This window comes from Prevotella sp. P5-50 (assembly GCF_002251295.1).
Classification (GTDB): domain Bacteria; phylum Bacteroidota; class Bacteroidia; order Bacteroidales; family Bacteroidaceae; genus Prevotella.
Genome location: NZ_NPJA01000053.1, coordinates 61330 through 87982 on the forward strand (window position 1 = coordinate 61330; position 26653 = coordinate 87982).

Here is a 26653-nt window from a genome sequence, read left to right on the forward strand (position 1 = left end):
TTTTTCTTTCCGTCACGAAGGGATGGTGTGCCACATCCTGTCGGACTTACAGATCGCTTCTGTCCAAATGGTCGCGCCACAGATATTTGCGTGTTTCGTGTACGATGATGCCGTTCAGCGCCAAGAGCGATAGCAGGTTGGGAATTGCCATGAGTGCATTCATACAATCGGCCATGTTCCATACCACACCCAACTGCATCACGCTGCCTATAAATACAGCAACGATAAAAATCATCCGATAGACAAGCATCCATCGACGACCTTTCAGATATTCTACTGCGCGTTCACCATAATAGCACCAACCTAAGATAGTGGAAAATGCAAAGGTCAACAGACCGAAAGTCAGTAATGGTGTACCAATGATGGGAATTTTAGAAAATGCCATCTTGGTCAGTACCGCACCATTGTCGAAAGTAATGTCGGGGTATGCCAATACACTGCTTACAATAACAATTCCCGTCATGGCACAGATGACTACCGTGTCCCAAAACGTACCAGTGCTGGACACCAAGGCTTGGCGTACTGGGTTGCGTGTCTGTGCGGCAGCAGCTACGATGGGAGCAGAACCGAGTCCTGATTCGTTGCTGAAAAGACCGCGTGCTATGCCATAACGTGCTGCCATCATCACTGTAGTACCTACAAAACCTCCTCCTGCTGCCTGCGGACTGAAAGCCGAGGTGACGATGAGCTTGATGGCAGGCCATGCATAATCGATGTTTACTCCTATTATATAGATGCAACCTAAAATGTAAAAGAGTGCCATGAGGGGTACCAGGGTTGCGCAGACACGTGCAATACTCTTCACACCACCTAAAATAACAGCACCTGTGAGTAGGCAGATGACTGTTCCTGTGATATAGGGTGAGATGTCATAGGTTTCGTAAGCGAGTGTGGCAATGGCATTGGCTTGCACCGTATTGCCGATGCCAAACGAGGCGAGGGCAGTGAAAATGGCAAAGAGAATTGCTGCCCAACGCCATCCCAATCCTTTCTCCAGCGCAAACATAGGTCCTCCAATCACTTTGCCATCAGGTTTCTTCTCGCGATATTTGATAGCCAGTAGGCCCTCTGCATATTTGGTGGCAATGCCAAATACACCAGTCAGCCAACACCACAATACTGCACCAGGACCGCCTAAGGCAATGGCGGTGGCTACACCGATGATGTTTCCGGTGCCGATAGTAGCAGCTAGAGCGGTTGCCAATGATGAGAATTGCGAAACGTCACCGGTTGCATCGGGATCACGTTGTACAGATAGCCGAATGGCTTTGAGTATATGTCTCTGTGGAAAATGCAATCGGATAGTAAGAAAAAGATGGGTTCCCAAGAGCAGGATAATCATGGGCCAGCCCCACAACAGGGAGCTCGTTACGGAGAAAAATTCGTTGATGGTGTTCATGTTGTTGCTGCTTTTGCGTGCAAAGTTAGTTAAAAATGCTCAAAATGTAGTCGATTCTTCGTTTTTTTTGAATTTTGGTTAAACTTTTTATCGTTTGATGCGTCATATTGATAACAAACGTGATTTGGCTCATTGAAAATACAGACGAGACATGAAATGACGAAACATTTGACCTATGTGGTAGAAAGAAAATCAGGACAATGATGGCTGCTCCGATAGTTGGAGTAGCCATCTTTCGCTTTTTATCCGTGTTTATGCTCATCGATATCCATTCTTGAGTACTGTTTGATATATGGTTAATTGCTGTTAAAATCTGCAGTTCTATCTATTTCGATAGATAACATAATTTTATAGATAAGTTGAAAAATATTTGGTAGTGTGAGGTTTTCTTCTTATCTTTGCTCCCTAAAATATGATGAAAGTTCAGGATATGAAGAGATTGATACATACGACAGCCCTCATGGCAGTGGGAATTACCACTTGTTTGGGCTTTGTCTCTTGCTTTAAGGATGAGCCGCTCAATGCAGAATGTGATATTGAGCAGGCTTACATACACGCAGGCGACAAATTGAATAGTTGGTTCCTTTTCGATTCCGACACACTTCAATATGTGCAATCAGACCAGAATAAGATAGAGTTTACCATGAGTGCTATGGCTGATCTTACACAGATTGCTCCACTTTTCAGACTCACTCCTGGGGCTACTATATCACCTGCCAACGGCAGTGTACACGATTTTTCTAAAGGTTCGGTGAAATATACGGTCACTTCGGAAGATGGACAATGGTCACGTATCTATTTTGTCAGCATCAGAAAAATGCTCTATTTCGGTAGTGAACACGAGTTTAATTTTGAAAACTGTTATGAGGACAAAGGGTACTACCATTGGCAAGAACCATGGAAAGATGCTAATGGTAATACGACCAAAGAGGCTATCTGGGCAACAGGAAATCCGGGTTACAAGATTAGCAATAGCTCTACTGCAGCAGAGAATTATCCCACAGCACCTATTGACGAAGGATATGAAGGAAAAGGGGTAAAGCTATCCACTTGCCGAACAAGTGGACTTGCAGACATGGTGCAGAAGCCTATTGCGGCTGGCAACCTCTTTATTGGGCAGTTTGATCCGTCTAATGCATTGCAGGATGCTATGTCTGCCACTAAGTTTGGACGCCCATTCAGTTTCGATACCCAACCCAAGACATTCACAGGATACTATAAGTATAAGGCTGGGGAGAAATTTACCGACCAGTATATGCATGTACTGGAGCAAAAAGACTACGGCACTATCTATGCCGTGTTCTATGATAACCATAATGCAAAGGGCGAAGCGGTGGTGCTCTATGGCAACAACGTACAGACAAGTGAACAGGTTGTGGCACTTGCCCGACTTGATAATATCGACAATACTCCTGAATGGACTCCATTCACTCTCAATTTCATCTACCGTAAAGCTGTAGATATGCAGAAGCTGAAGGCTGGCGGTTACAGTCTCGCTATCGTTTGTTCGTCAAGTACCAACGGTGCTGAGTTTATGGGTGCCGTGGGTAGTACGCTTTGGGTGGATAAGTTTAAGATTACATGTGAATAAGGATGAAATGCCAAGCGATATAGATATTCGGTTATGACAATGAAGAAAATCATAATATGCTCCCTGCTGATGATGTGCACGTTGTGGGCATGGGCAGGAGACGATAATCAAGAACATTGGAGTGCATGGAACAAATATCTGCACAACTATAAATACTATGTACACGTGGGGTATAATATCGGTGGAACAGCACCTATTGGTATGCCTGCCTCTATCCGTACGCTACATAGTTATACGCTGCAACCTAACTTCACCCTTGGAGTAGATGCCCACCATGTTATCTCTGGCAAATGGGGATTCTTGGGCGGTTTGCATTTTGAAAACAAAGGTATGAGAACCGATGCTGGAGTGAAGGGCTACCACATGAAGATTGTGCGTGGTGGCGAACAGTTGGAAGGTGTATTCACAGGAAGTGTGGTGACTAAGGTTGACATGAGTCTCATCACCGTTCCCTTGCAAGCCACTTATGATTTGACCCCACAGGTGCGTCTGAAACTTGGTCCATATGTGAGTTATGCCACAGCCAAGAAATTTGAAGGATGGGCATACGATGGATACCTCCGACGTCAGGAGGAAGGACATGAAAAGGGTGATCCTACCGGACAGAAAGTGATACTGGGACATAATGATGGTGAGCGTGGCAACTACGATTTCTCCAGCGATATGCGCTCTTGGCAGTTTGGTATCGACCTCGGTGCCGACTGGTATATCACTAAGCGTTGGGGTGTCAAGGCTGATTTATCATGGGGATTGACGGGTATCTTCAAGAAAGATTTCGATACCATCGAGCAGACCATGTTTCCCATTTATGGTACGATTGGTGTGATTTATCAACTGAAATAAAAAAATAGGTATCAATTATTATTAACTAAAAAAGAAAGGAAAAAAAATGAAATTGAACAAGATTTTCTATCTGATGGCCATGGTATGTACACTTGGCTTTACTGCATGTGGTGACGATGACGATGCACCCAAAGACGATCCAATCCAGTCGCCTATCGTAGGAACATGGAATGTTTGGTCACAAGGAAATGATTACGATGGTTATACCGGTTCTGTACAGCTCAACTGGGAAGTAGAAGAAGGAACAAGTATTAGTCTCGACCTTCTTGGAACTGGTACACCCACTGAAATTCCTATCAAGGAAACCGTTGTTCCTTTGGCAAATAGCCTGGGTAACAAGTTTCTGCCTAAAGTGCTGAAGAGCGTTACTTTTACTCCTGATGGCAAGATCAATGCTGTGGTTTCTGACTATGATGATGACGATATCGCTCCAGAGTGGGAGACTGTTAAGGGCTATGCTACCTATAAGGTTATTAGCGACAATCTCATCAGCGTTTCTATCGACGCAGAAAAGGCTACTGAAGATATTGATGATCCAGCAGAAAAGGCACAGATCAAGACTATCCTTAAATCGTATGGTACTATTCCCGTCAATGTTCGTTGGAATGGCGAAAAGCCTTTCTTCTTTGTTGACAAGGCATACGTACAGCCTATGATTGCTGCTTTGGTTGCTTTCATCGACAAGATGCCTACAAACGCCATGGAACCAGATGATTTACAAACTTTCACTATGGTTAAGGGTGTTGTGAAGCAGCTGTCTGGTATCATGGACAAAACTTCAAAGTTTGAAGCAGGTATCGAACTGACCAAATAATACTTGGTCGTTTGACTATAAACATAAATCCCTGGCATACAATCTGTGCCGGGGATTATTGTTTTTCATAATTTTTCAGTATCTTTGCATCCAAAGACGCTAAGGTACTCACGCTCGGAAGTAAAAAAGAAAAAGTGATTTTTCTTTTGTACTTCGCTCGCTTAATCGTACCTTTGCAACCAATAAGCTCTACTGATATTTGGTAAAATCATACTAACGATGACACGAGAAGAAATAGTCTTTGACTATCTGCAACAGCACGACATTCCCTACACGTGCTATCACCATCCCGAAGGCAAAACCATTGAGGAGGCTAAACGATGGTGGAAAGACGATGGCAGTATCCATTGCAAAAACTTGTTTTTCCGCAACCACAAGGGAAATCGGCATTATCTGGTATGCTTCCATTGTGACCATGACCTCGATATCCACGATTTGGAACACCGTCTCAAAGCAACGCTCGTATCCCAGGGATTACCTTCTTGTGGTAAACTATCGTTTGCATCGCCCGAGCGCATGATGCGCTATTTGGGACTTGAACCGGGAAGTGTGTCGCCTTTCGGACTCATCAACGATACGGAGCATCATGTGCATCTTTTTCTTGATTGTCATCTGAAAGAGGCTGAGACGCTGTCGTTCCATCCGAATGATTGTAGGGGAACGGTAGTTCTTCGTCGTGATGACTTTGAGCGCTATCTCGACACTCTCGGTAATACCTATGAGTATTTGACCTTGTATTGATGATGGTGACTCTATTCTTCTACATCTTCGTTAACGTCTGTTTCTACATCACGTTTAATGGTAACGTTTCCTGTTGAAGAGAGAATAACGCGTACTGGAATATATTCATCGGTCTGTGGGTGACTGATACTACCGGCAAACTCCAAGTCGCTGCCGTTCACCTTGTCATATACCAGTCCGTCAAGAATACCAGTATGGCGGTAGTCGTTGTCAAGACAAGCATCGAAGTTGGCTTTGGTAAATGAGCGTGTAAAGAACACCTCTCCGTCAGCTCTTGTTACAGTAACTACCACTTCGTTATCCACGAATTTCTGTCCTAATTCGTCTGTCACCATAGGCAGTGAGTCACATGGTTGGCGGTGTATCTCCACCTTATAGCTATTGCCTATCCACTGTATCTGGTGACTCTTATTGTAGTCAGCCTGTCGGATAGGTGCCTCTATTTTGGGGCGTTCCACTTTTTCGGTAATAATATCGTCACTTTGTCTCTTATTGCCACAAGCGGTCATGAGCACAGCCATGCCCATCACAGCGAGTTGTAATGTCATTCGTTTCATATTTTCAATCTTTACGTTTCGATTTACAAAGGTACGATTAAGTGAAGAAAATGCCAAATATATTTGAGTATTTTTGAATGTGAGTACCTAAGACTGAAAGTCAAAGGTAGTGCAAACCGAGCGAAATACAAAGAAAAAAGTCCTTTTTTCTTTTATTTCCGAGGTGCCGCCTATCTTGGATTCTCAAAATCAAAGGAACGTTTTCGTTAAGCCAGATGAGCAGAATGAAAGCTCGCTTTAATTTTGCCATGGCGAGAAAACGAAGGATGCAATCCACCGTTTTCGGTTAAGCCAGATGGGCAGAATCGAACATTTCTGTGATTTCCGTGTGACATTTTTGGAGGGCACATGGAGGAAACGTAAAAATCCGTCTAAATCCGTCTAAGATCCGATGATTGATTTCTGTGTGAGACCTTATCCGGAGCACCAACGCAAAAAAATAGAGGGACTGTTTGGTTATCCCCCTACTTTCAAGTTGTTCCATAGTGTGATTAGTGCCTTCATGTCCGGCAAAACAAGGTCGGCACCCTCGTTGGCAAGTGTTGCGTCGGGTAGTGGACCGGTATTTACAGCAATGGTGAAACACTGTGCTGCAACGGCAGCACGCACACCGAGTGGCGCATTCTCCACCACAATGGCTTCCCAAGGTTGAATGCCTGCTTTCTTCATTCCTATGAGATAAGGCTGCGGATCAGGTTTCCCTCGTGTGACATCAAAACTTGTCACTACCAGATCACTACAAACTAAACCATGCAGATCGCTGTCGAGTTTGGCTAGTAAGGTGCGTTGACCACTACCTGTCACCACACATATCTTCAGTCCGTCTGCCTTGATTTGCTCCATCAATTCGCGGATATTGGGAATCATGCCAGTCTTGGGCAGTTCGGCAAAGATGCCAGACTTGACATTATACATCCGTTGCGCTTCCTCATCAGAGAGTTCACGTTGCCATTGTTGGCGCGCTTTGAGTTTGATGGTTTCCACACCGCGCATGCCCTCATAGAGGTAAGCCTCTTCTGGTGTCATGTCGATATCAAACGATGCCATAGCCTTATGCCAAGAGTAGGCATGGTTAGGCATGGAGTTGTAGATGACACCATCCATATCGAAAAGCACGGCTTTCGGACAGAATTGTCTGAAGCCGTGCTTTTGTTTATACGATTCTATTTCGTGCATAGATTCTTATTACTGTTCCTGTGCAAGACGCTCCTTGATAGCTTTTGAGTCTGCTTCATAACCGGGCTTTTCGAGCAGGGCAAACATGTTTTTCTTGTATGCCTCAACACCTGGTTGGTTGAAGGGATTCACACCAAGAACGTTGCCGCTGATACCGCAAGCAATTTCAAAGAAGTAGATGAGCTGTCCGATGTAGTATTCATTGAGCTTAGGTACAGAGATGTGGATATTGGGCACACCACCGTCAACGTGTGCGAGACGTGTGCCGAGCTCTGCCATCTTGTTAACCTCGTCAACACGTTTTCCGGCGAGGAAGTTCAGACCATCGAGGTTTTCTTCGTCGCTGGGGAACAGCATGGTGCGGTTAGGTTCTTCTATGCTGATAACGGTTTCGAAGATGGTACGCTCACCATCCTGAATCCACTGACCCATAGAGTGCAGGTCGGTAGTGAAGTCGCAGCTGGCAGGGAAGATACCCTTTTTATCCTTACCCTCAGACTCTCCGTAGAGCTGTTTCCACCATTCAGAGAAGAAGTGGAGCTTGGGCTGGTAGTTGACCATAATCTCAATCTTCTTACCGGCACCATACAGACCGTTGCGCACGGCAGCATACTGAGCAGCGGGATTCTCTTCGAAAGGAACATTCTTACCGCAGGCTTTCTCCATATCGGCAGCACCCTTCACGAGTTGCTTGATATCGAAACCAGCGCAAGCGATAGGCAGCAGACCTACTGGAGTGAGTACAGAGAAGCGACCACCTACGTTGTCGGGGATGATAAAGCTCTTGTAACCCTCTTTGTCAGCGCAAGTGCGAGCGGCGCCACGCTTAGCGTCGGTCACAGCTACGATAACGTGTTTTGCCTCGTCTTTACCCATCTGAGCCTCACACTGCTTCTTCAGCAGACGGAAGGTGAGGGCAGTCTCGGTGGTAGTACCAGACTTAGAAATGTTGATGACGCCAAATATCTTTCCTTTCAGATAGTCGGTCATCTCTGCCAGATAGTCTTCACCGATATTGTTTCCTGCAAAGAGGATGGTTGGATTTTTCTTGTCTTGGATGAGCCAGCTGAACGAGTTGCCCAGAGCTTCAATCACTGCACGTGCACCCAGATAGCTTCCGCCGATACCGGCAACCACTACCACTTCACACTTTTCGCGAAGCGTATTGGCTGTTGCCTGCAATTCGTCGAGGAAAGACTCGGTGATGCTGCTGGGCAAATGGAGCCAACCCAAGAAGTCGTTACCCGGACAGGTGCCGTTCTCCAGCGCTTCCTGCGCTGCCTTTACCTTCGGTTCGAAGGCTTTCACTGCGCCAGCCTCAAGAAACGAGGCTGCTTTTGTGATGTCAAGTTTGATATTGCTCATAATTGTTGCAAATATAATTTGGTTATATATTATCTTTACTTTTTTTCTAATAGGGTCTGCCTCCTATCATCTGAATGAGTCGGTCAGCAGTTTGATCTCAATCTGTGGTGAGATGCGCTCGTAGAGTATGTTATAGACCGCGTCGAGGATGGGCATGTTGACATGGCAGTGGCGGTTTATCTCCTTCATACATTTGGTACCGAAGTAACCCTCTGCTATCATCTCCATTTCAATCTGTGCCGACTTGACGGAGTAACCCTTTCCTATCATCGTACCGAAGGTGCGGTTGCGTGAAAAATTGGAATAGCCCGTAACGAGCAAATCGCCGAGATATACCGAATCTACCACATTGCGCTCAATGGGATGTACCACCTGCAGGAATCGCTGCATCTCCTGTACTGCATTCGACATGAGTACAGCTTGGAAATTATCTCCAAACTTCAGACCGTTGCAGATACCGGCAGCGATGGCATATACGTTCTTCAGTACCGAAGAGTATTCAATGCCGATGACATCGGTAGAGGTCTTGGTCTTGATCACCTGGCTTGCCATGACGTCGGCAAAGGCGTGTGCCTTTTCGCGGTCAGCGCATCCGATGGTGAGATACGACAGGCGGTCGAGTGCCACTTCTTCGGCATGCGACGGACCTCCGATACATGCCAGATTGTCGTAAGGCACATCATATACCTGATGGAAATATTCCGAGCATACGAGGTTCTCATCGGGCACAATACCCTTGATGGCTGTGATGACAAATTTATCGCGAATGCGTGTCTTGAGTTTTTTGAGGTGACTCTTCAGATAGGGCGACGGTGTGACAAAGACAAGGGTGTCATACTGTTGCACAATCTTGTTGATATCCGATGAAAAGTATATTTCGTCGGTATTGAAGCGCACACTCATCAAGTAGGCAGGATTGTGTCCCAACCGTATGAAATCCTCGATACGGTCGTCACGGCGCATATACCATCCGATGTGGTGGGTGTGTCCTACCACAATCTTGGCAATGGCTGTTGCCCAACTACCACCGCCGATGATTGCTATTTTACCGCAGTCGAACATTTCTTTTTAGTGTTTACTGTTTGTAGTTCTTATGCTCAATGTCCAATGTCCCGTTGTGGCTGTTGGCTTTCACCAGTATGCTTACAACAGAACATTGGACACGAAGTATTATGCGTTACTTTTGTCAATCCACTGCTGGATGACATCAACAGCAGGTTTGGTCATTTCAAGCTTGTATTTCTTGACAATGTCACCAATCTTCTGTTGCAATCCTTGGGCTTTCTCTTCCTTGATGTTTTGCACAAGGTTGAAACCTGCCTTACGCAGCACGGGTACCCACTCTTCGCCGACACCCACTTCTGCCCATTCGGCAACGCTGCTCTGTGGAATCTTCTTCTCTGGCTTCATCTGTGGGAAGAACAATACCTCCTGAATATAGGTCTTGCCTGTCATCAGCATCACCAGACGGTCGATACCGATGCCAATACCACTTGTAGGAGGCATACCGTATTGCAAAGCGCGTAAGAAGTCTTGGTCGATGATCATTGCTTCGTCATCACCCTTATCAGCCAGACGCATCTGATCTACGAAGCGCTCTTCCTGGTCGATGGGGTCGTTAAGCTCAGAATAGGCGTTAGCCAACTCCTTACCGTTTACCATCAGTTCGAAACGCTCGGTCAGTCCTGGTTTTGAACGGTGCATCTTGGTCAGTGGCGACATCTCAACAGGATAGTCGGTGATAAAGGTAGGCTGGAGGAAAGTGCCTTCGCAGAACTCACCGAAGAGTTCATCAATCAACTTACCCTTACCCATGGTCTCGTCAACATCCATACCTTTCTCTTTGCAGAAGGCGCGGATTTCCTCTTCGCTCTTGCCGTTGCAGTCGAAACCGGTCTTTTCCTTGATAGCGTCAAGGATCGGCAGACGGCGGTAGGGCGCCTTAAACGAAATGATTTGGCCATCGATTTCGCGTTCGGGCTTGCCGTTGACAGCAATACAGATGGTTTCAAGCAGTTTCTCGGTGAATGTCATCATCCAGTTGTAGTCCTTATACTGCACATAAAGTTCCATGCAGGTGAACTCTGGATTGTGGTTGCGGTCCATACCTTCATTGCGGAAGTTCTTGCCAATTTCATATACTCCTTCAAAGCCGCCAACGATGAGGCGTTTGAGGTAAAGCTCGGTGGCAATACGCATATACATGTCTTGATCGAGCGCATTGAAGTGGGTGATGAACGGACGGGCTGATGCACCACCGGCAATAGACTGCAGTGTAGGAGTCTCTACTTCAGTATATCCTGCTTCATCGAGTACACGGCGCAAGGTGCGGATAACGGTGGCACGCTGCAGGAATGTATCCTTCACACCATCGTTCACAATCAGGTCAACATAGCGCTGACGGTAACGCAGTTCGGGATCTTCAAACTTGTCGTAAGCCACACCGTCCTTGTATTTCACGATAGGCAGTGGTTTCAGACTCTTCGACAGCAGGGTCAGTTCCTGTGCATGTACCGAAATCTCACCTGTCTGTGTGCGGAATACGTAACCCTTGATACCGATGAAGTCACCAATGTCAAGCAGTCGCTTAAATACCTTATTATATAAGTCTTTGTTCTCGTCGGGGCAGAGGTCGTCGCGCGAGATATATACCTGTATGCGGCCTTTACTGTCCTGCAATTCTGCAAAACTGGCTTTACCCATGACGCGGCGGCTCATCATACGACCTGCGATGCACACCTGACGGGGCTCAGCATCGTCGTTGAAATTGTCGCGGATATCGGTAGAATAGGCATTGGTGGGATATTCTGCTGCGGGATAGGGGTTGATACCCATCTGGCGCAGTTCCTGCAGACTTTCGCGTCTGCCAATCTCTTGTTCACTAAGTTCTAAAACGTTCATATCTGACTTTTCTTCTGTTATATGCGTGCAAAGGTAGTAATTTTATCTGATTATCTCACTTTTTTTATCCCTTTTTTATAATTATCAAGGTGTGTTAATGTCACAGAAAGGGGTGATTGACGAAAAATAGATAAAAAACTGCAATACTATTTGGCTGTTATCAGAAAATATATTATTTTTGCAATGTATTACTATTACAACCAAGCAAATGTTGCACGAAAGAATCAAAACACGGGTAGTTGGTGTCGATATCAATGTAGATCAGACGACCTACGCAGTGATAGACATTCGTGGCCATATCATAGCCAGGGATAGTTTCTCTTCGGAAGATTACCCGAAAATCAATGACTATATCTTAAAGTTGTCAGAGAGCATCCTTGAGATTGTTGAAGCCAATGGCGGATACGAAAGCGTACGATCTATTGGTATTAGTGCACCCAGTGCCAATCAAGTGACTGGATGTATTGAAAATGCGCCCAACCTACCTTGGAAAGGCGTGGTACCTTTGGCTGCTATGTTGCGCGATAGCTTGGGTATTGCGGTTGTTCTTGGCAACGATGCCTATTCTTTCGCCTTAGGTGAGCATGCCTTTGGTCCTGCCCACGGCATGAAGAACTTTATACTCGTCACCATCGGCAGTGGTACGGGAAGCCGCTTCTTCAGCAATGGAGAAGTCTATAATGGCAATCATGGATTTTCCGGTGAGGTCGGACATATTTGTGTCGAGCCTGGTGGACGTCTTTGTGGTTGCGGTAAACGTGGATGTTTGGAAACCTATACAGCGCAGAAAGGCTTCATACAAACAGCGCGGGAAGTTCTTGCAGAGAGCGAATTGCCCTCTACGCTACGCAGTGTAGATAAACTGACCGTTCGCGCCATTGCTGAAGAGGCTGTGGCTGGCGATGAACTGGCAAAAGAAGTATTGCATCGCACAGCCGAGTATCTGGGATTGGCATTAGCCAACTATGCTTCTCTTGTCAATCCCGAAGCCATTATCCTGACGGGTGATGTGACAAAGGGCGACCAGATGTTGCTTGAAATGGTCAATGAGGTGTTTGAAGCACATGTGTTCCATAATATGAAGGGCAAAGTAAAACTCTTGCTCTCTCAGATTGACGAACAGGAGCTCAACCTTCTTGGTGCCAGTGTAATGGCATGGGATGTGAAAGAGTACTCACTATTCTTGTAGTAAGTTCCTCCCTCATGCTTCCCATTTTATGAATGACAGAAAACAATAAAAAAGTAGAAACATTGCATTATGGGTGTTACAATAAAAAATAAAGTAGTGGGAGTTGTCGTCGGATACGATATGGCTACCTTAGCCATTGTCGGTGTGCGTGGCGACATTATTGCTCGCGACTCTTTCTATATATCGACCTACCACGATATCAACGATTTCGCTGGAATGCTCTGTGAGAAAATTACATCACTCATCGCAGCCAATGGTGGCATGGAGAGCATCCGTTCGGTAGGAATCAGTGTGCCCAGTGGCAACTATGTGACGGGATGTGTGGAAAATTCTCCGAATATGCCTTGGAAAGGACGCATCCCCTTGGCATCAATGTTGTGCGACCGCTTGGGCTTGGCAGTAGGTTTGGGTAATGATGCCCATGCCACTGCAGTAGGCGAGGCAGCTTATGGTGTAGCTCATGGTATGCGCAACTTCATCGTTGTCTTGTTGGGCAATGGCGGACTGGGCAGTTGTTTCTTCTGTAATGGTCGTGCCCATTTAGGTGTAGAAGGCTATGCCGGCGAATTTGGCCATACCTGTTGTAAAGTGGGTGGTCGCAAGTGCAATTGTGGTCAAGAGGGATGTCTGGAGGCTTATGTCTCGGCACGTGGCATGATACAGACTGCTCGTGAGATCCTTGATCAGCATCCAGAAATGGACAGTATGTTGCGCCGTATGCCTGAAATGACTATGAAGATCTTGAAGCAAGCCTGCGAAATGGAAGACAAGGTGGCATTGGAAACCGTGCGCTATACGAGTCGCATCTTGGGTATGAAACTTGCCAACTATGCTTCCATAGTCGATCCTGAAGCTGTTATCCTCACTGGCGAACTTGCCATGTTCGGTAAGTGGATGATGCCTGACCTTCGTGCTTGTTTTGAAGAGAATGTGTTCCACAATAGCCGTGACAAGATAGAATTGTTCTTCTCCGATTTCGATGAAGGGGAGCGAGACATCCTTGGAGCCAGTGCCTTGGCATGGACGGTGAAGGAATACTCGTTGTTTAAGTAAGCTGTAGGAATGGATATAGAACATATCAAACAAATTATTTCAAGCAGTCCCAATCTCAGTACCGTCCTCGGCATGGAATTTATCTCCACTCCCGAGGACGATATCTGTATGGCACGTATGGCTGTTGATGAACGCACACGTCAGCCTTTTGGCTATCTTAGCGGTGGCGCTTCGTTGGCATTGGCAGAGAATGTGGCTGGTGTCGGTTCGTCGGCACTCTGTCCCGGATGTGCCTGTGTGGGCATTGAAGTCAGTGGCAGCCATGTCAAAGCTGTGACAGAAGGGGAGACGGTGACCGCCACTGCACGATTGCAACATCGTGGAAAGACCCTTCATGTGTGGAATGTAGAACTCCGTGATACGTCTGGTGATTTGATATCCACTGTGCGTGTCACCAATTATATCATACCATCCCATGAATGAAACAACAGCTTTTGCCATATATCGCTTGCCCCATCAACAGCAGTGTGTGCTGGTGGATCAGATTGGCGGACTGCCACGCGAGTTGCCATCGTGTGCCGAACTGTGTGGCTGCGAGGGATTTGTCATGGCTCCCTTTGCTCCTTCTGCAGATTGTCCTATATTGCTGTTGCGCCCGGACAGGGTATATACTTTTGCTTGTGCAGACCATGTGAAGGCATTGATTCCTGTAGATTCGGTAGAAAATATAGAATCGCAGATTGAACCGCAACCTTTTTCTCATGCCGACTATCAGGTAGATTTCGCCAATTTCCACGAACATCTTGTCAATGGCGAGTTTAGCAAACTCGTCCTTTCCCGCAGTGTTGACATCAAGCGTAAGCCAGGTCTTACGGCAATCAGTCTTTTTGCCGAAGCCTGTCGCCGTTATCCACGGGTGATGGTGGCATTGGTTTCCACTCCGCAGGCAGGTACATGGCTTACTGCCACTCCCGAAATTCTGTTGTCGGGCAGTGGTCGCTTCTGGCAGACTATGGCTCTTGCCGGCACCATGCCCTACAGCGACAAGGTGCGGTGGAGCGATAAGAATATTCAAGAGCAACGGTATGTGGCTACTTATGTCACTGAGGTGTTGGAACACTATACTTCCGATTTCACCGAACATGGTCCTCGCACGGTGCGCGCTGCCCATTTGGCACATCTGCGCAGCGATTTCCATTTCACCTTGTCGAATACCGACAGGGTGGGAGAACTCATTCAGGCACTCCATCCCACACCGGCTGTATGTGGTCTGCCCAAGGATGAGGCTCGCCAGTTTATCCTTGCCAACGAGCATCACGACCGTCGTTATTATAGTGGTTTCATGGGACCGTTGTCACTTCACGATACAACCCATCTCTATGTCACCTTGCGCTGCATGCAACTCTTCAACAGTCATTGTCGCCTTTATGCCGGTGGTGGCATCTTGCCAGAAAGTAACGAACAGTTGGAATGGCAGGAGACCGAAGCGAAACTCGACACTATGCGTCGTCTTTTCCAGTAATCATTGCTTATAAACACTAAATCTCTCGTGATGTATTATTCATCGAAAGAAAACGTCAATATCCTCACCGCTTTATTGGTTGCCCATGGCGTGCGCCATGCTGTGGTGTGTCCCGGCAGTCGCAATGCTCCTATAGTCCACAACCTTGAGGCCTGTCCTGATATCCAGTGTCATCCGCTTACCGATGAGCGCTCGGCAGGCTTTTGTGCACTGGGCATTACTGATGCTACCAACCAACCCGTAGTGGTGTGTGTCACCAGTGGGTCGGCATTGCTCAATCTCGCCCCTGCAGTGGCAGAGGCTTACTATCGTCACCGCCCATTGGTCGTGGTTTCTGCTGACCGTCCTCCCCAGTGGATTGACCAACTCGATGGGCAGACCCTGCCGCAACCTGATGCGCTTGGACGCTTTGTGGCAAAGGCTGTCTCATTGCCAGAACCTGCTGATGATGAGACACGATGGTACTGCGAACGGTTGGTCAACGAGGCATTGTTGGAACATCGCGCGCCTGTACATATCAATATAGCCATCAGCGAACCGCTTTTCGATTTCTCTTGTCCCTCGCTCCCTGCTGTTCGTTGCATGGAACGCATCGAGGCTGAGATGCCCAACCATGTGTTGAGTCACATCGGCCGTATGTTCATGTTGTCCAAACGTCCTATGCTTATCAGCGGTCAACCCTTCAACCATCGGTTGGATGAGATGGTGATGATGGTAGAACACGACGAGAGCTATGTGCCCGACCTCGTGGTCTATGTTGGCTTACCCATAGTGAGCAAACGGGTAAGGAAGTTTCTGCGACGTTCCAAAGAGTCGTGGCTGATCAACGAAACAGGTGAGGTCAGCGACCCCTTGATGAATCTCACTAAGGTCATTGTAGGTGATTCCGATATGGTGGTTGATCATTTACACTTCCTGCTCGAACAAGATCCCCATCCGTTTGTGCAGCGTTGGCAGACTTTGGCGGCAAAGGTTGATGAGGCTGTGAGTACCTTTGATGCTCCTTTCTCGCAGCTGCTTGCTGTTCGTCAACTTGAAATGCGATTGTCGGCATTGCCCATGGTCTATCGCCATTATGCCAACTCTACCGCCATCCGACTGGCGAATAGTTTTGCTACGGGTGCATTATGGTGCAACAGGGGTGTCAATGGCATTGAAGGGTCACTGTCCACTGCTGTCGGTCAAGCCATGGCAGTCAGTCCGTGGCCTTTGTTCTGTGTCATCGGCGACCTCAGTTTCTTCTACGATCAGAATGCATTATGGAACAATCAGCTACCGTCCAATCTCCGCATTCTGCTGCTCAACAACGGTGGGGGAGGCATTTTCCGCCTTTTACCTGGATTGGAAAAGAGTCCTGCTCGCGACGCCTTGGTGTCGGCAGCCCATCATACAACTGCCGCAGGCATCTGCCAACAGTGTGGAGTGGGTTATCGCACCGCTGTTGATGCTGATTCGCTTACTGATGGGTTGCAGTGGTTAGTGTCTGCATCCGATCGTCCTTTGTTGCTTGAAGTCACCACCGATGCAGCTATTGACGAGCAAGTGATGCGCAGTTACTATCAGACTATTCTCAGATATCCTATAGATTGATTCCATCAATCGGTCATTAGCGATTATCGCTTTTGGAGTATAGCAATCGGGCAGGAAGAAAACATCTTGGTGTTTCTTCCTGCCCGATATTCATGATTTCAAAATCGGCTGTTTGTCCGATATGAGTTTATTGCTTATGCTGGGAAGCATAGCGCAGCATGTTGAGCAACAGCTGTCGTCCTACAGCATCGGCTTTGTTCATGCCCTGAGTGTTGAAGGTATTCATCGACTCGTTCATACCGTCGAGATCCACCTTCTTCGTATAGGCTTCCGTTCCTTTAAGGCAAGCAGGGATGTCGAGTGTGGTAATGAGTATTCTGCCACGTCCTGCAGGAATCTCGGAGAGTGCCGAATACACCTCTTTGCGATGGTCAGACACACAACCGACCAATACTTCACCGCTCATGTCGCGCAAACCGATGCGGCGACGATTGTAGGCTGCAAAACACTGATACTCCCAGTTGAACACACAGTCGGTGGGCAATCCTTCAAAGATGGGGTGTGACCGACAGAAGAAGTTGCCACCATACCATGATCGTCCCAAGGCTTTCTCACCTCTATAGTCCATCACCTCTTTATCGCAAAGCAGATCTGCCCAGCGCACGGGATTATCTACAATGACGAGGGTGTGGCCCGAATAAACCCACTCCAGAATATCACTGTATCCACTTCCAAACTGTGTGGGTTCAAAGGCTCCTACTATCATCAGGTCTGCCTGTGGTCTGCCACGATGGTAATTCACCGTCTTCACGCCTTGTGCATCAAGGTAGGCAGCCAGTACACCAGTGGTATCAGCCACGGCACATACACCGTCAATACCTGTTGCATTCATAGCCACGGCATAGATCTTATCATCACCGGTAGCCGCGGTGCGTCCGTGTTGTTGCAGTTGGGCTTCGATGCTGACATAACCGGCACAGGGAATGCGCACCTTCCAACCAGTCATCAGATTCTCGCCATAGACCACTCCGCCACTCACTTTGACGCGCTTTTTCATCCGTGACAATACTTTGCCTTGCGCGTCGCGTGCGGTGAGTTGAAGCATGGCTGGTCCGTGGATATCCTTTCTGTTGACGATATACACATCGGTAGTCGTCGTATCGCCAACGGCAAGCACCTTATGGGTGAGTTTCACTGAGAGATAAAGTGGGCGGTTGTAACGGGCTATCAGCTGTGCATCACCTTTGAGGTTGCGGTAGTTATCTACCACACCCGAATGGTTCTCCAGTTTCATCGACTCCCATCCGTTGATGGCATAGGCATCTACTGTGTTGCTGATGTGAACATTCTCCATCACACGGCCTTGGTAATAATATGCCACATTACCCATCTGTCGAGTCAGACTGTCAACACAGGGGAATGCCTTGCTGAAGCCACGGGTGCGGAGGAAGTTGTCGTAGGCATCATACCATGCTAAATAGTCGGCAGCCTCCCAGTTGTTAGTGCGTCCCGAACGGAGAATCTCGTCGCGGATGAGTTGCAGACGTGGCGGTGTGCCGATGGCTCCTTCTTCTCCCCAATATACTATTTCGCCTTTATTATCAGAGAAACGCAGGTAGTCGTTCTTGCCTTTATAGATATAGTCATGATAGACACCGGGTCCGCCAGCATGGTGGTTGTCCCACCAACCAATGTTGTGGAAGGTGGTATCGCCGGGCATCAGGTGCAGTTTGAAATGGTCGTCGGGTAATCCCTCCGGATTCTTTCCGTTGCACGAATTATAGGTGAGGATGCGCGATGGGTCGAGGCGATGTGCCATTTGCATCTGTCGGCGGTCTTCTGCCTGTGGTGAAGCACCACGCTCGTTGTGCAGATTATAGATGATGAGTGATGGATGTGATCGGTCGCGACGTATCATACGTGCCAGTTTCTCATTGCGGTAGTTGAAATAAAACTGGGTGTAGGCTGTACCGTCATCAAACTTGTTGGCGGGATATTGGTTGCCGCCGGGTTCCTCGAAATAGAGCAGACCGAGTTCGTCGGCTGCGTTGAGCACATCGGTATTGCCGATGGTGCGGTGGAAGTTAAGCATATTCATGCCCAGTTGTTTGGCGTCTCGCACCTGTTTGTAGGCGAGCTCGCGAGAAGGAGTAATACCGTTGTCGGGCCAGAAACTCCATGAGATGGCGGTGATGAGGGTGATGCGCTTGCCGTTGAGGTAGAACTGTCGGTCACCTTTTACGTCGCGCACTTCAAACCATCGGAATCCGAAACGTTGTGTCAACTCATCGTTGCCCAGTTTGGCGGTAAGTTCGTAGAGGTTGGGTTCTTCCACACTCCATAGTTTGGCTTGAGGTAAAGAGAGGGTCAGGGTTTTCTCGCTACCATCCATCTGTTCCTGACGACTCCATACTACCTTGTTGCTTCCGCGTTCTCTCAGTTCGAGTTTCAGTGGTGTGGCTTGTTTCACGCCTTCTGCTGCTATGTGTACTTTGACGGTAGAGGCGGCTGGGGTGTTCTCCACAAACATATCGCGGATAAACGTATTGTCGGTTGCCACGAGGTGAACACGTCCTGTGATTCCTCCAAAACCATGTGAGGGATTGGTGAGGTAGGCTCCCCACGCATAACACTGCGAGTCTTTCCAGTTGAAATTGCCGTTGGGGTCGGTGATGCGAACAGCTACCTCATTCTTTTGTCCCACCTTGGCGTATGGGGTGATATCCACTTCAAAGGGAGTGCTGTTGACCAAATCGTAGCCCACCAATTGGCGGTTGACGAAGATCTCGGCACGGAAGCGCACGGCATCAAACTGCAGAGCGATGCGCTTGCCTTGCCAGTTGGCAGGCACATCAACCTGCGTGCGAAACCATGACACGCCGACATAATTGCCGGTCACACCATAGGTCTGACCATTCCATCCCCACATCTCACCTTCCACAGTGGCAGGAAGATGCACACCAGTCTTCTGTGGGTGGTCGAGCAACTGCCATCCGCCTGTGGGCAGATTGACTGGCAGCGATGCCATGGTGACGGGCGGTGTGAAGAGTTTGTCGTTTGCCCACTGTGCTTGAGGATCGAGGGTGATGTCCCACGCTAATGGCGACAGGTCGATCTTGTCGCGTGCCGCACTCTGTAAAGCAACAGCAGAGAGGGCTATTAGTAATAATCTTTTGATTTGCATAATTGTTGTTTTTTAGATTAGTTAATATGTGATGTTTGGTAGGGTAGTGTGTAGTAGTTTGTCGGTGATTGTTGGGCTGTCAGACCGTAGCAGGACTCTTATGTCTTTCGGTCTGCCATATACATTCCCGTCAGAATACAGACGGCACCTATCAGAAAATAGATGGTAATCTTCTCGCCCAACACCCATGAGGCAAAGATCATCGTGGTGATGGGATTGAAATATACCCAGTTGGTGGCTTTCACCGCACCGAGTTTGGAGATACACCAGTTCCATGTCAGGAAACAAATCATCGATGCCAGACAGCCTAAAAACAATAGGTTGCCCACAACCACGGGTTGGGTCAGCACTGCCATGGAAGGCACGCCCGGCACCAATATATAATAAGGTATGATGGTCAGCACACCATAGAAGAATACCTTCCGCGTGATGAAAGCAGCACTATACTTGTCGGTCATTGTCTTCATCAACAGCGAGTAGAATGCCCAACAGATGCAGGCTGTAAATGCCAGGGCGTCGCCCACGGGAGAAAGGTGGAGCACAAATCTGCCGTTGAGCACTACGATGATCATACCCATAAATGCCAATAGTGAACCTGTCAACTGCATGATATGGATGCGCGAAGAGCGATAGACCAACCGCACCAGTAGTGTGGCAAACAGTGGACAGGAGCATACGATGAGTGAAGTATTGGTGGCTGTAGTGTAGTTCATGGCTTCGTTCTCACTCAGGAAATAGAGTGAACCTCCGGTGATGCCCAACAATACCATCAGACCTTCGTCGCGCCATGAGTCAGCAAAGAGTCGTCGATGGTTGAAACAGAACATCAGCACATATGCCATGGTGAAACGCAGCGTGAATATCTGTGCTGGCGAAAGACCATTAATCATCAACACCTTGGTAGATACAAAGGTGGTGCCCCATATTGCTACAGTTAGGAATGCAACAAGATGGTAGAAGATGTTATTGTTTGTCTTTGGCATCTGAATCTTTGGTGTTATCACGAATCAATACAGTCTTTGTTGTGTGGCTATCGCTACACGCATGCAAAGATAGTGCAAACCGAGTGAAATGCCAAAGAAAAACTGTGTTTTTCTTTTATTTCCGAACTGACGAACGAAGAAAGAGCAGAGTCAAGCTCGCTTGAACTATGCCTTTCGAGGAGGAAGAAAACCTTAAGGTTAGGTGCCGCCTATCTTGGGACTCCTGTCCAGAGATAGTGCAAACCGATATCTTGATAATAGTATTTTGATAGCGAGCCGATGTACTTGCGTCCTTTAATGTCATATCGCTCAGACTTCTCAATAAGAAAAGCATTTTGCATATATTCAAGATATACGGAAACCGTCTTGTCCGTGATATTCTGAACGTTGCTTACAGACTTGAAAGTGTTGGCAATATTAAGTGCATTGACAGGTGCGCCTATGCTTGAAGCCACAGTCTTTGAAAGCTCTTCAAATTCAGGTTTTAAGGTAATGTCATTACGCTCATATAGGTCACGGAGATATACGGTACGGTATAGCCTACGCAAGAAATCGGATTTCTTATCATCGCCAATTTGAGTTAAGAGTTGTGGAAGTCCACCAAACATCATCATCCAACAGGTGCTGTCGGAAAAGCTTCTTTAGCAAGAAAGACTTTCCCGAACGTCTTAATCCTGTTATAATTTTAATCAATCCGTTGCCTTTAGAACGAATCAATTGGTCGATATAAGTGCTTCTGTTAACTATCATACATTCCGAAAAAGTGGTACATGTTCCACTTTTTCGGAACAAAGGTAATGCTATTCTTTTAAAAATAAGACAGTTTCTTTAGGAATTTGACAATTTTAGCCAAATTCGCTACTCTACATATACACCTCCATGCCATTCACCTCAAATATACACACATCTCGAAGCTGCCGGATTTCATTTGAGTCCATCAGTTTCATTCGTCTTGTGCCTTTATAGAAGTCATATTTGAGGGAGATGCAACGGTGCCAGGACTGGATCTCACCGCTGCGAGTCCATAGACGGATGTCGATGGGTTCGGGACTGGATAGGATTTTGCGGAGGGTGGTGATGTGGATGGATTGCATCGTGATGTGGATTAATCGAAGGTGGGATGGAAAAACTCATCGAAGATGTTCTTACCGTAGTCAATGGTGATTGGGAGATGATGACTTCTATATTTGTACTTGAACTTGATACTGTTCGTGGCGTTGTCCAGTGCGTAAATTTTCACGGATTTTACTTTTGTCCTTACAGGACGTTTGAAAAAATAACCATACATACCCAGGGTGTTACCCTGGGCTAAGAAGATGTTGCCCCATTCGGGGCGTTAGTAACCAAACAAGCAGTGGTGGGCTGGAAATAACAAAACAAGCAAAGGCGGGCTGAAAGCCCAATGGTTTTCTTAGCCCAGGGTAACACCCTGGGGACATTGTGCAATGTACCCGAGTACGTCCTGTAAGGACAAAAGTAACAATCATCGGATTGTTTTCGTTAAGCCATGAGCAGAATCGAACTTTCCGATTAAGTGAACGAAAAATCAAGCTCGCTTGATGTTTTCCGAACGTGAGGAAAGTCAACGAAGTTAAGCTCGCTTTGATTATGCCGTGGCGAGAAAACAAAGGCGTATGCCAATTTAGACGGAATTTAAACGGATTGTTTTTGGTGGTTGCCTGTCGGCAAGATGTTTTGGAGTAGCGAAGACAGAGTGAGAGCTCGCTTTCACTATGCTGAGTCACGACAAAACAAACCATAGGTAAATCTTTGGAGGAAATCTTTGAGAAAAATCTTTGGCCTATGGCCAGAAATCAATATTTAATTTTAATCATATCTCAATAAAATATTTCTTGCGCTCGCGCAACATCTTTAAAAAGATTTCCCCCCAAAGATTTCTAGCCTTCAGGCTACTAAAAAAATCCGTATTCTCCCGTGTGTTCCGTGGATAATAATCTTTCCGTGTGCGACAAAAAAGGGAGGATGAGTTTGCGATAGTACCGCCTTAACTATATAAAAATTGGTAGTTAGGGCGGCGCTATCGCTTATAAGTCCGCCCTAACTATGTTAAAAAAGGTAGTTAGGGCGGTGCTATCCTTGCGTGTCTCAGTTTTTTTGTTTATCTTTGCACCAATAAGATACGGTATAAATGAAATAAAATCAGAACGTTATGAATACAAACGGGATAATAGGACGTGAGTATGAGCAAAAACTCATATTGGAGCGTTGTAAAAGCAGCAAGGCAGAACTGATAGCTATCTATGGTCGTAGGCGCGTAGGAAAGACTTTTTTGGTTCGAAAAATGTTCAATGACCAGTTTGCTTTTTCGTTTATAGGAATGTATGAAGTGAGCCGTGCAGTACAGTTGGAGCAGTTTCGCATGGCATTGGAACATTATACTAAACAGACTGTGCCGAGACTGAAAACTTGGTTTGAGGCATTTGCTGCTTTACGAGAATATCTGTCGGGGGTGTCTCAACAAGAACCGTTAGTTCTGTTCTTTGATGAATTGCCTTGGATGGATACACCCAAAAGTAATTTCATCGCAGCTTTCAGCTATTTTTGGAATTCATGGGCTTCAATGGTTCCTAATATGAAACTTATCGTCTGTGGTTCTTCTACTACGTGGATGTTGTCCAAGTTTATAGGCGATAAGGGCGGACTGTATGGTCGTGTAACTCGCCAGATTTATCTGGCTCCGTTCTCTCTGGGTGAGACCGAGCAGTTCTTAAACGACTTGAAAGGTTTGTCTCTTACCCGTCAGCAGGTGTTGGATGTCTATATGATATTGGGAGGTATTCCTTATTATCTTGATATGCTGGAGCATGGTGTACCATTAGACGTGTGCATTGATAGATTGTTTTTCTCGCAGGATTCACCATTACGTGGAGAGTTTGATTTTCTCTTCCGATCCCTATTTCATGACTCCATGCATTATCGTAAGATAGTAGAAGTGCTTTCAGAAAAAATGAAGGGGATGACTCGTAAGGAATTGATGGCTGAATTGAAACTGAAAGGTGGTGGACAGCTATCTGAAATCCTGGAGAATCTGAAGAAATGTGACTTTATCAGAAAATATTCTACCATAGGAAAGAGTGAAAGGGATGCCATTTATCAGTTAACTGATTTATACTCATTGTTCTATACCCGTTTTGTGGCAAATAACAGTGGACAGGATCAGAATTTTTGGAGTAACATGCGCAATTCGGGAAGTCGCACAGCTTGGAGTGGCTATGCTTTTGAACAGGTGTGCCTGCATCATATCCCACAAATCAAAAAAACATTGGGCATTTCCGGTGTTTTGGCGAATGTTTATTCCTGGTCTTGTCGTCCTTTTGTGGATTCTACTGGTGCTGAGTGGCGAGGCGGGCAGATTGATATGTTGATTGATCGTGCCGACGACACGATCAATATTTGTGAGATGAAATATGCCAAAGATGAGTTTGTTATAGATGCCAGCTATGAGCAGCGACTGCGTGACAGAATGTCTTCATTCTCTGTGGCAACCAAGACGAAGAAAGCCTTGTTGCATACTTTCATCACGACTTATGGTGTGAAGCAGAATATGTACAGCGGATTGGTGAATAGTGAAGTGACGATGAATGATCTCTTTTGATAACACCTTAGTCAAACGTTGGACAATACTCTTGCCACCGTTTTCGTTAAGCCAGATGAGCAGAATCGAACATTTCTGTGATTTCTGTGATTTCCGTGTGACCTTTTTGGGGTTGCCTGTCGGCAAGAAATCTTGGAGGACATACCCAAGCAATGCTTACCTTTGAAGTCATCGCTTTCGCATGCCACTGTCAAAAAGACCATCGCAAGCAATGCGGTCGACAGTCATTTGACAGTGGGGTTGTTCATTCTCATGTTCTTCAGTTTCGTGATGTTTTTGTAAGTTTATATATATTGATATGGTTGGTTTCATTCTTCGTCCTTCGTTTTATGGTTGTGTTAACGTGGTATAGTTGTTAGGTGTGGAGAATTTAACTCTCGTTTGCAAAGTTACGAAACATAATTAGAAGATTTTAGAAAAAATTTAGTTTTCACTTTCTTTTGCCGTTAACTAAACACTTTTTAACTTTCTTTTAACGGCCACTTGTTGCGTTTTAAGGCTGTTGTTTCTTGCTTTTAACGTGCATTTTTGGCCTTTTCTTGCTTTTAACGTGTAGTTTGGGGGTGCTTCTGCATGGATATGTTATGATCATCACTATTTCATTGTCGCATGCGAATCTCACGGATTTTGTTTTCGTTGGTGCTCCGAAAAAGGATATTAGAGGTGGACACCCTTCACAAAATCGGTGTTGATATCCTGGATGTTGCGCTTGGCTTTACAGTAGGCAGAGTCTGAGATGAAGCCCGATTCGTATGCCACTTCCACTTGAGTGGAAGCAGGATTGGCATTGGCATAAAGGCGAGCATATTCCAAACGGAACATGTTGACGAGACGGTAGTAACCCACTTCGGCAATAAAACGACTGGCACCTGAACGCAGGCCCTTATCCACTCCAGAGAGAATTTGAGTCTTGAGCAGATGTTTGTCGCGATAGTTTTGCAAGATCACCTGCAACACAGCCTCTTTAGCCTCTTTACTATAGCGTGCTCGCAGTTTGGCAACCTTAGGAGCGGTAGTTGCTGTTGTGACTTGCTGTGTCTCTGCCTCAGCGACGGGTTTCTCCTCAGGATTGTCCGCAACAATATCTTCTATGGTGATCGTCTCTGGCTGGACATTCTCCGAGAGCGGATCGTCAGACTCTGTTTCTGCCAACGGTTCTGTTTCGGTAGGCATTTGATCCTGCGGTTGCTGTTTCTCGGTTGTTGCAGACTCAGTCACGGACACTGTTTCTGCATCGTCCAGAATCACTTCCTGCTGTTCTGTCTCTGTCGTAGCCTCCGTGTCGTTCTCGTTGTCGTCAGTTGTTTCAGCAGGCGTGTCGGTCTGCGCCATCAACAGCCTTTGGTCGTCATTCTGTGTAGTGTTTTTGTTATCATTGACGGATTTTGACCGTTGTGGATGGAGAATGAGACAGAGGAATATAACCATCCAAACGGAAAAGACGATATGGATGATAGCCATGAGCAGGCGACTGCCTATGAGCAAGGGCAACCAGGCAATGCCTATCCATACCAGCGGCATCCAAATGACTTTTTCGGCAAAGCGCAGTGGAAAGTCGTCCTCGGTGGCATAGTTCTGAATGTGGTAGTTGTCGATGAGTTGTGTGATGCGGTGGATAACACCCAGAAGTCGTGCGGTGAGTAATACGCTGAATCCCACCATCACCCATAGAAACCAATGGTAATGCTGTTCCAACCAGTTGCCGCTACCTGCAAGGATGGTTACTGCCATGACGGTGAGTAATGAGATAGGAATGGTGAAGACGGTCACGTTGAAGAGTCCGGCCAATGGCTTCCGATGGAAGTAGCGCTGAAACAGCATAGAGAAACAGCACGGGTAGAAGATGATGCTGAAGATGCGCACATACTGCCAGGCAGCCTCACTCATGGGGCAGAGGAAGTAGGGCAGTTGCAGTATCACGGCTGCACAGAAGAATGTGACCTGTCGGCGTGCGGGATAGTAATAGTCAGCCTCTTGGTCGTAGGGCCGACACATGTGGAACCAACGCACTACGGCACAGATGATGCCCGTGACGATGAAGATGAGACAGACATCTGAATAGAATATAGGTAATGTTAAATTGTAGTGCATGGCGGTATGGTCTTTTTAGGGTGATGTTAATACACTAGTGTCCACTAAAAACGATTAACAATCGTTGTAAGTGGTTGATATGCGACAAAATACGAGCAAAAAATGACTCTATGGGTTAGAAATGACTATCTTTGCAGAAAATTACAATCTGTAAGTTA

The 26653-nt window shown here is 46.7% G+C and carries 22 protein-coding genes; 10 read left to right on the plus strand and 12 right to left on the minus strand.

Annotation, left to right across the window (positions count from 1 at the left end; genetic code table 11):
- Positions 1–46: 46 nt before the first annotated feature.
- Positions 47–1399 (minus strand): sodium:alanine symporter family protein, encoded by a 1353-nt coding sequence (locus CIK88_RS11895; protein ID WP_094389784.1) that lies wholly within the window; start codon positions 1397–1399, stop codon positions 47–49.
- Positions 1400–1811: 412 nt separating this feature from the next.
- Here CIK88_RS11895 and CIK88_RS11900 point away from each other — a divergent pair, with 412 nt between their 5' ends.
- The 4 genes from CIK88_RS11900 to CIK88_RS11915 all read left to right on the plus strand — a co-directional run bounded on the left by CIK88_RS11900 (position 1812) and on the right by CIK88_RS11915 (position 5388).
- Positions 1812–2990, plus strand: a complete 1179-nt coding sequence (locus tag CIK88_RS11900) for a PCMD domain-containing protein (protein WP_254046899.1) — start codon at positions 1812–1814, stop codon at positions 2988–2990.
- Positions 2991–3029: 39 nt separating this feature from the next.
- Positions 3030–3833 carry a porin family protein gene (locus tag CIK88_RS11905; protein WP_094389792.1) on the plus strand — a complete coding sequence of 268 codons (804 nt, stop codon included), beginning with the start codon at positions 3030–3032 and terminating at the stop codon, positions 3831–3833.
- A 46-nt stretch (positions 3834–3879) separates the two neighbouring features.
- Entirely contained in the window at positions 3880–4647 is a 768-nt protein-coding gene (locus CIK88_RS11910; protein ID WP_094436696.1) for a hypothetical protein, read from the plus strand.
- 219 nt (positions 4648–4866) lie between these two features.
- On the plus strand, positions 4867–5388 hold the full coding sequence (locus CIK88_RS11915) for a prolyl-tRNA synthetase associated domain-containing protein (protein ID WP_094389786.1): 522 nt from the start codon (positions 4867–4869) through the stop codon (positions 5386–5388).
- 11 nt (positions 5389–5399) lie between these two features.
- Here the strand turns inward: CIK88_RS11915 and CIK88_RS11920 are convergent, their stop codons facing one another.
- The 5 genes from CIK88_RS11920 to lysS all read right to left on the minus strand — a co-directional run bounded on the left by CIK88_RS11920 (position 5400) and on the right by lysS (position 11387).
- Positions 5400–5945: a DUF4738 domain-containing protein gene (locus CIK88_RS11920; protein ID WP_094389787.1), complete on the minus strand. Its 546-nt coding sequence runs from the start codon at positions 5943–5945 to the stop codon at positions 5400–5402.
- 456 nt (positions 5946–6401) lie between these two features.
- Complete coding sequence (locus CIK88_RS11925; protein ID WP_094391094.1) at positions 6402–7121, minus strand: HAD family phosphatase; 720 nt, start codon at positions 7119–7121, stop codon at positions 6402–6404.
- A gap of 9 nt (positions 7122–7130) precedes the next feature.
- Positions 7131–8486 (minus strand): glucose-6-phosphate isomerase, encoded by a 1356-nt coding sequence (locus tag CIK88_RS11930; RefSeq protein WP_094436698.1) that lies wholly within the window; start codon positions 8484–8486, stop codon positions 7131–7133.
- A gap of 66 nt (positions 8487–8552) precedes the next feature.
- The gene (locus CIK88_RS11935; protein ID WP_094391096.1) at positions 8553–9548 is read right to left on the minus strand and encodes an NAD(P)H-dependent glycerol-3-phosphate dehydrogenase; all 996 of its coding nucleotides are present in this window, start codon (positions 9546–9548) and stop codon (positions 8553–8555) included.
- Positions 9549–9656: 108 nt separating this feature from the next.
- Positions 9657–11387 (minus strand): lysine--tRNA ligase, encoded by a 1731-nt coding sequence (gene lysS / locus CIK88_RS11940; RefSeq protein WP_094391097.1) that lies wholly within the window; start codon positions 11385–11387, stop codon positions 9657–9659.
- Between the two features lie 208 nt (positions 11388–11595).
- Here lysS and CIK88_RS11945 point away from each other — a divergent pair, with 208 nt between their 5' ends.
- The 5 genes from CIK88_RS11945 to menD all read left to right on the plus strand — a co-directional run bounded on the left by CIK88_RS11945 (position 11596) and on the right by menD (position 16681).
- Positions 11596–12576 (plus strand): ROK family protein, encoded by a 981-nt coding sequence (locus tag CIK88_RS11945; protein ID WP_094391098.1) that lies wholly within the window; start codon positions 11596–11598, stop codon positions 12574–12576.
- Between the two features lie 69 nt (positions 12577–12645).
- Complete coding sequence (locus CIK88_RS11950; protein WP_094391099.1) at positions 12646–13629, plus strand: ROK family protein; 984 nt, start codon at positions 12646–12648, stop codon at positions 13627–13629.
- 9 nt (positions 13630–13638) lie between these two features.
- Entirely contained in the window at positions 13639–14052 is a 414-nt protein-coding gene (locus CIK88_RS11955) for a PaaI family thioesterase (RefSeq protein WP_094391100.1), read from the plus strand.
- Positions 14045–15091 carry an isochorismate synthase gene (locus tag CIK88_RS11960; protein ID WP_094391101.1) on the plus strand — a complete coding sequence of 349 codons (1047 nt, stop codon included), beginning with the start codon at positions 14045–14047 and terminating at the stop codon, positions 15089–15091. The genes CIK88_RS11955 and CIK88_RS11960 overlap by 8 nt, the downstream gene beginning before the upstream one ends.
- A 30-nt stretch (positions 15092–15121) precedes the next feature.
- Positions 15122–16681: a 2-succinyl-5-enolpyruvyl-6-hydroxy-3-cyclohexene-1-carboxylate synthase gene (gene menD / locus CIK88_RS11965; protein ID WP_094436700.1), complete on the plus strand. Its 1560-nt coding sequence runs from the start codon at positions 15122–15124 to the stop codon at positions 16679–16681.
- A gap of 127 nt (positions 16682–16808) precedes the next feature.
- Here menD and CIK88_RS11970 read toward each other — a convergent pair whose 3' ends face one another.
- The 5 genes from CIK88_RS11970 to CIK88_RS12715 form a co-directional block, all read right to left on the minus strand.
- Positions 16809–19805, minus strand: coding sequence for a glycoside hydrolase family 2 protein (locus CIK88_RS11970; RefSeq protein ID WP_094436702.1), 2997 nt, complete (start codon positions 19803–19805; stop codon positions 16809–16811).
- A gap of 98 nt (positions 19806–19903) precedes the next feature.
- A complete protein-coding gene (locus CIK88_RS11975; protein ID WP_094436704.1) occupies positions 19904–20788 on the minus strand; it encodes a DMT family transporter in 885 nt (294 codons plus the stop codon).
- Between the two features lie 209 nt (positions 20789–20997).
- Positions 20998–21402 (minus strand): DUF4143 domain-containing protein, encoded by a 405-nt coding sequence (locus CIK88_RS11980; RefSeq protein ID WP_254046900.1) that lies wholly within the window; start codon positions 21400–21402, stop codon positions 20998–21000.
- Positions 21403–21651: 249 nt separating this feature from the next.
- Positions 21652–21882: a hypothetical protein gene (locus CIK88_RS11985; RefSeq protein WP_094436706.1), complete on the minus strand. Its 231-nt coding sequence runs from the start codon at positions 21880–21882 to the stop codon at positions 21652–21654.
- 11 nt (positions 21883–21893) lie between these two features.
- Complete coding sequence (locus CIK88_RS12715) at positions 21894–22028, minus strand: hypothetical protein (protein WP_256387696.1); 135 nt, start codon at positions 22026–22028, stop codon at positions 21894–21896.
- Positions 22029–22958: 930 nt separating this feature from the next.
- Here CIK88_RS12715 and CIK88_RS11995 point away from each other — a divergent pair.
- Complete coding sequence (locus tag CIK88_RS11995) at positions 22959–24404, plus strand: ATP-binding protein (protein ID WP_094436710.1); 1446 nt, start codon at positions 22959–22961, stop codon at positions 24402–24404.
- A gap of 657 nt (positions 24405–25061) precedes the next feature.
- Here the strand turns inward: CIK88_RS11995 and CIK88_RS12000 are convergent.
- Positions 25062–26495, minus strand: a complete 1434-nt coding sequence (locus CIK88_RS12000; protein WP_094436712.1) for a hypothetical protein — start codon at positions 26493–26495, stop codon at positions 25062–25064.
- Positions 26496–26653 lie beyond the last annotated feature (158 nt).

Bases quoted from the DNA above. Each gene is read 5' to 3' on its own strand.
- CIK88_RS11895 (WP_094389784.1), bottom strand. From the start codon at position 1,399: ATGAACACCATCAACGAATTTTTCTCCGTAACGAGCTCCCTGTTGTGG.
- CIK88_RS11900 (WP_254046899.1), top strand. From the start codon at position 1,812: ATGATGAAAGTTCAGGATATGAAGAGATTGATACATACGACAGCCCTC.
- CIK88_RS11905 (WP_094389792.1), top strand. From the start codon at position 3,030: ATGAAGAAAATCATAATATGCTCCCTGCTGATGATGTGCACGTTGTGG.
- CIK88_RS11910 (WP_094436696.1), top strand. From the start codon at position 3,880: ATGAAATTGAACAAGATTTTCTATCTGATGGCCATGGTATGTACACTT.
- CIK88_RS11915 (WP_094389786.1), top strand. From the start codon at position 4,867: ATGACACGAGAAGAAATAGTCTTTGACTATCTGCAACAGCACGACATT.
- CIK88_RS11920 (WP_094389787.1), bottom strand. From the start codon at position 5,945: ATGAAACGAATGACATTACAACTCGCTGTGATGGGCATGGCTGTGCTC.
- CIK88_RS11925 (WP_094391094.1), bottom strand. From the start codon at position 7,121: ATGCACGAAATAGAATCGTATAAACAAAAGCACGGCTTCAGACAATTC.
- CIK88_RS11930 (WP_094436698.1), bottom strand. From the start codon at position 8,486: ATGAGCAATATCAAACTTGACATCACAAAAGCAGCCTCGTTTCTTGAG.
- CIK88_RS11935 (WP_094391096.1), bottom strand. From the start codon at position 9,548: ATGTTCGACTGCGGTAAAATAGCAATCATCGGCGGTGGTAGTTGGGCA.
- lysS (WP_094391097.1), bottom strand. From the start codon at position 11,387: ATGAACGTTTTAGAACTTAGTGAACAAGAGATTGGCAGACGCGAAAGT.
- CIK88_RS11945 (WP_094391098.1), top strand. From the start codon at position 11,596: ATGTTGCACGAAAGAATCAAAACACGGGTAGTTGGTGTCGATATCAAT.
- CIK88_RS11950 (WP_094391099.1), top strand. From the start codon at position 12,646: ATGGGTGTTACAATAAAAAATAAAGTAGTGGGAGTTGTCGTCGGATAC.
- CIK88_RS11955 (WP_094391100.1), top strand. From the start codon at position 13,639: ATGGATATAGAACATATCAAACAAATTATTTCAAGCAGTCCCAATCTC.
- CIK88_RS11960 (WP_094391101.1), top strand. From the start codon at position 14,045: ATGAATGAAACAACAGCTTTTGCCATATATCGCTTGCCCCATCAACAG.
- menD (WP_094436700.1), top strand. From the start codon at position 15,122: ATGTATTATTCATCGAAAGAAAACGTCAATATCCTCACCGCTTTATTG.
- CIK88_RS11970 (WP_094436702.1), bottom strand. From the start codon at position 19,805: ATGCAAATCAAAAGATTATTACTAATAGCCCTCTCTGCTGTTGCTTTA.
- CIK88_RS11975 (WP_094436704.1), bottom strand. From the start codon at position 20,788: ATGCCAAAGACAAACAATAACATCTTCTACCATCTTGTTGCATTCCTA.
- CIK88_RS11980 (WP_254046900.1), bottom strand. From the start codon at position 21,402: ATGATGATGTTTGGTGGACTTCCACAACTCTTAACTCAAATTGGCGAT.
- CIK88_RS11985 (WP_094436706.1), bottom strand. From the start codon at position 21,882: ATGCAATCCATCCACATCACCACCCTCCGCAAAATCCTATCCAGTCCC.
- CIK88_RS11995 (WP_094436710.1), top strand. From the start codon at position 22,959: ATGAATACAAACGGGATAATAGGACGTGAGTATGAGCAAAAACTCATA.
- CIK88_RS12000 (WP_094436712.1), bottom strand. From the start codon at position 26,495: ATGCACTACAATTTAACATTACCTATATTCTATTCAGATGTCTGTCTC.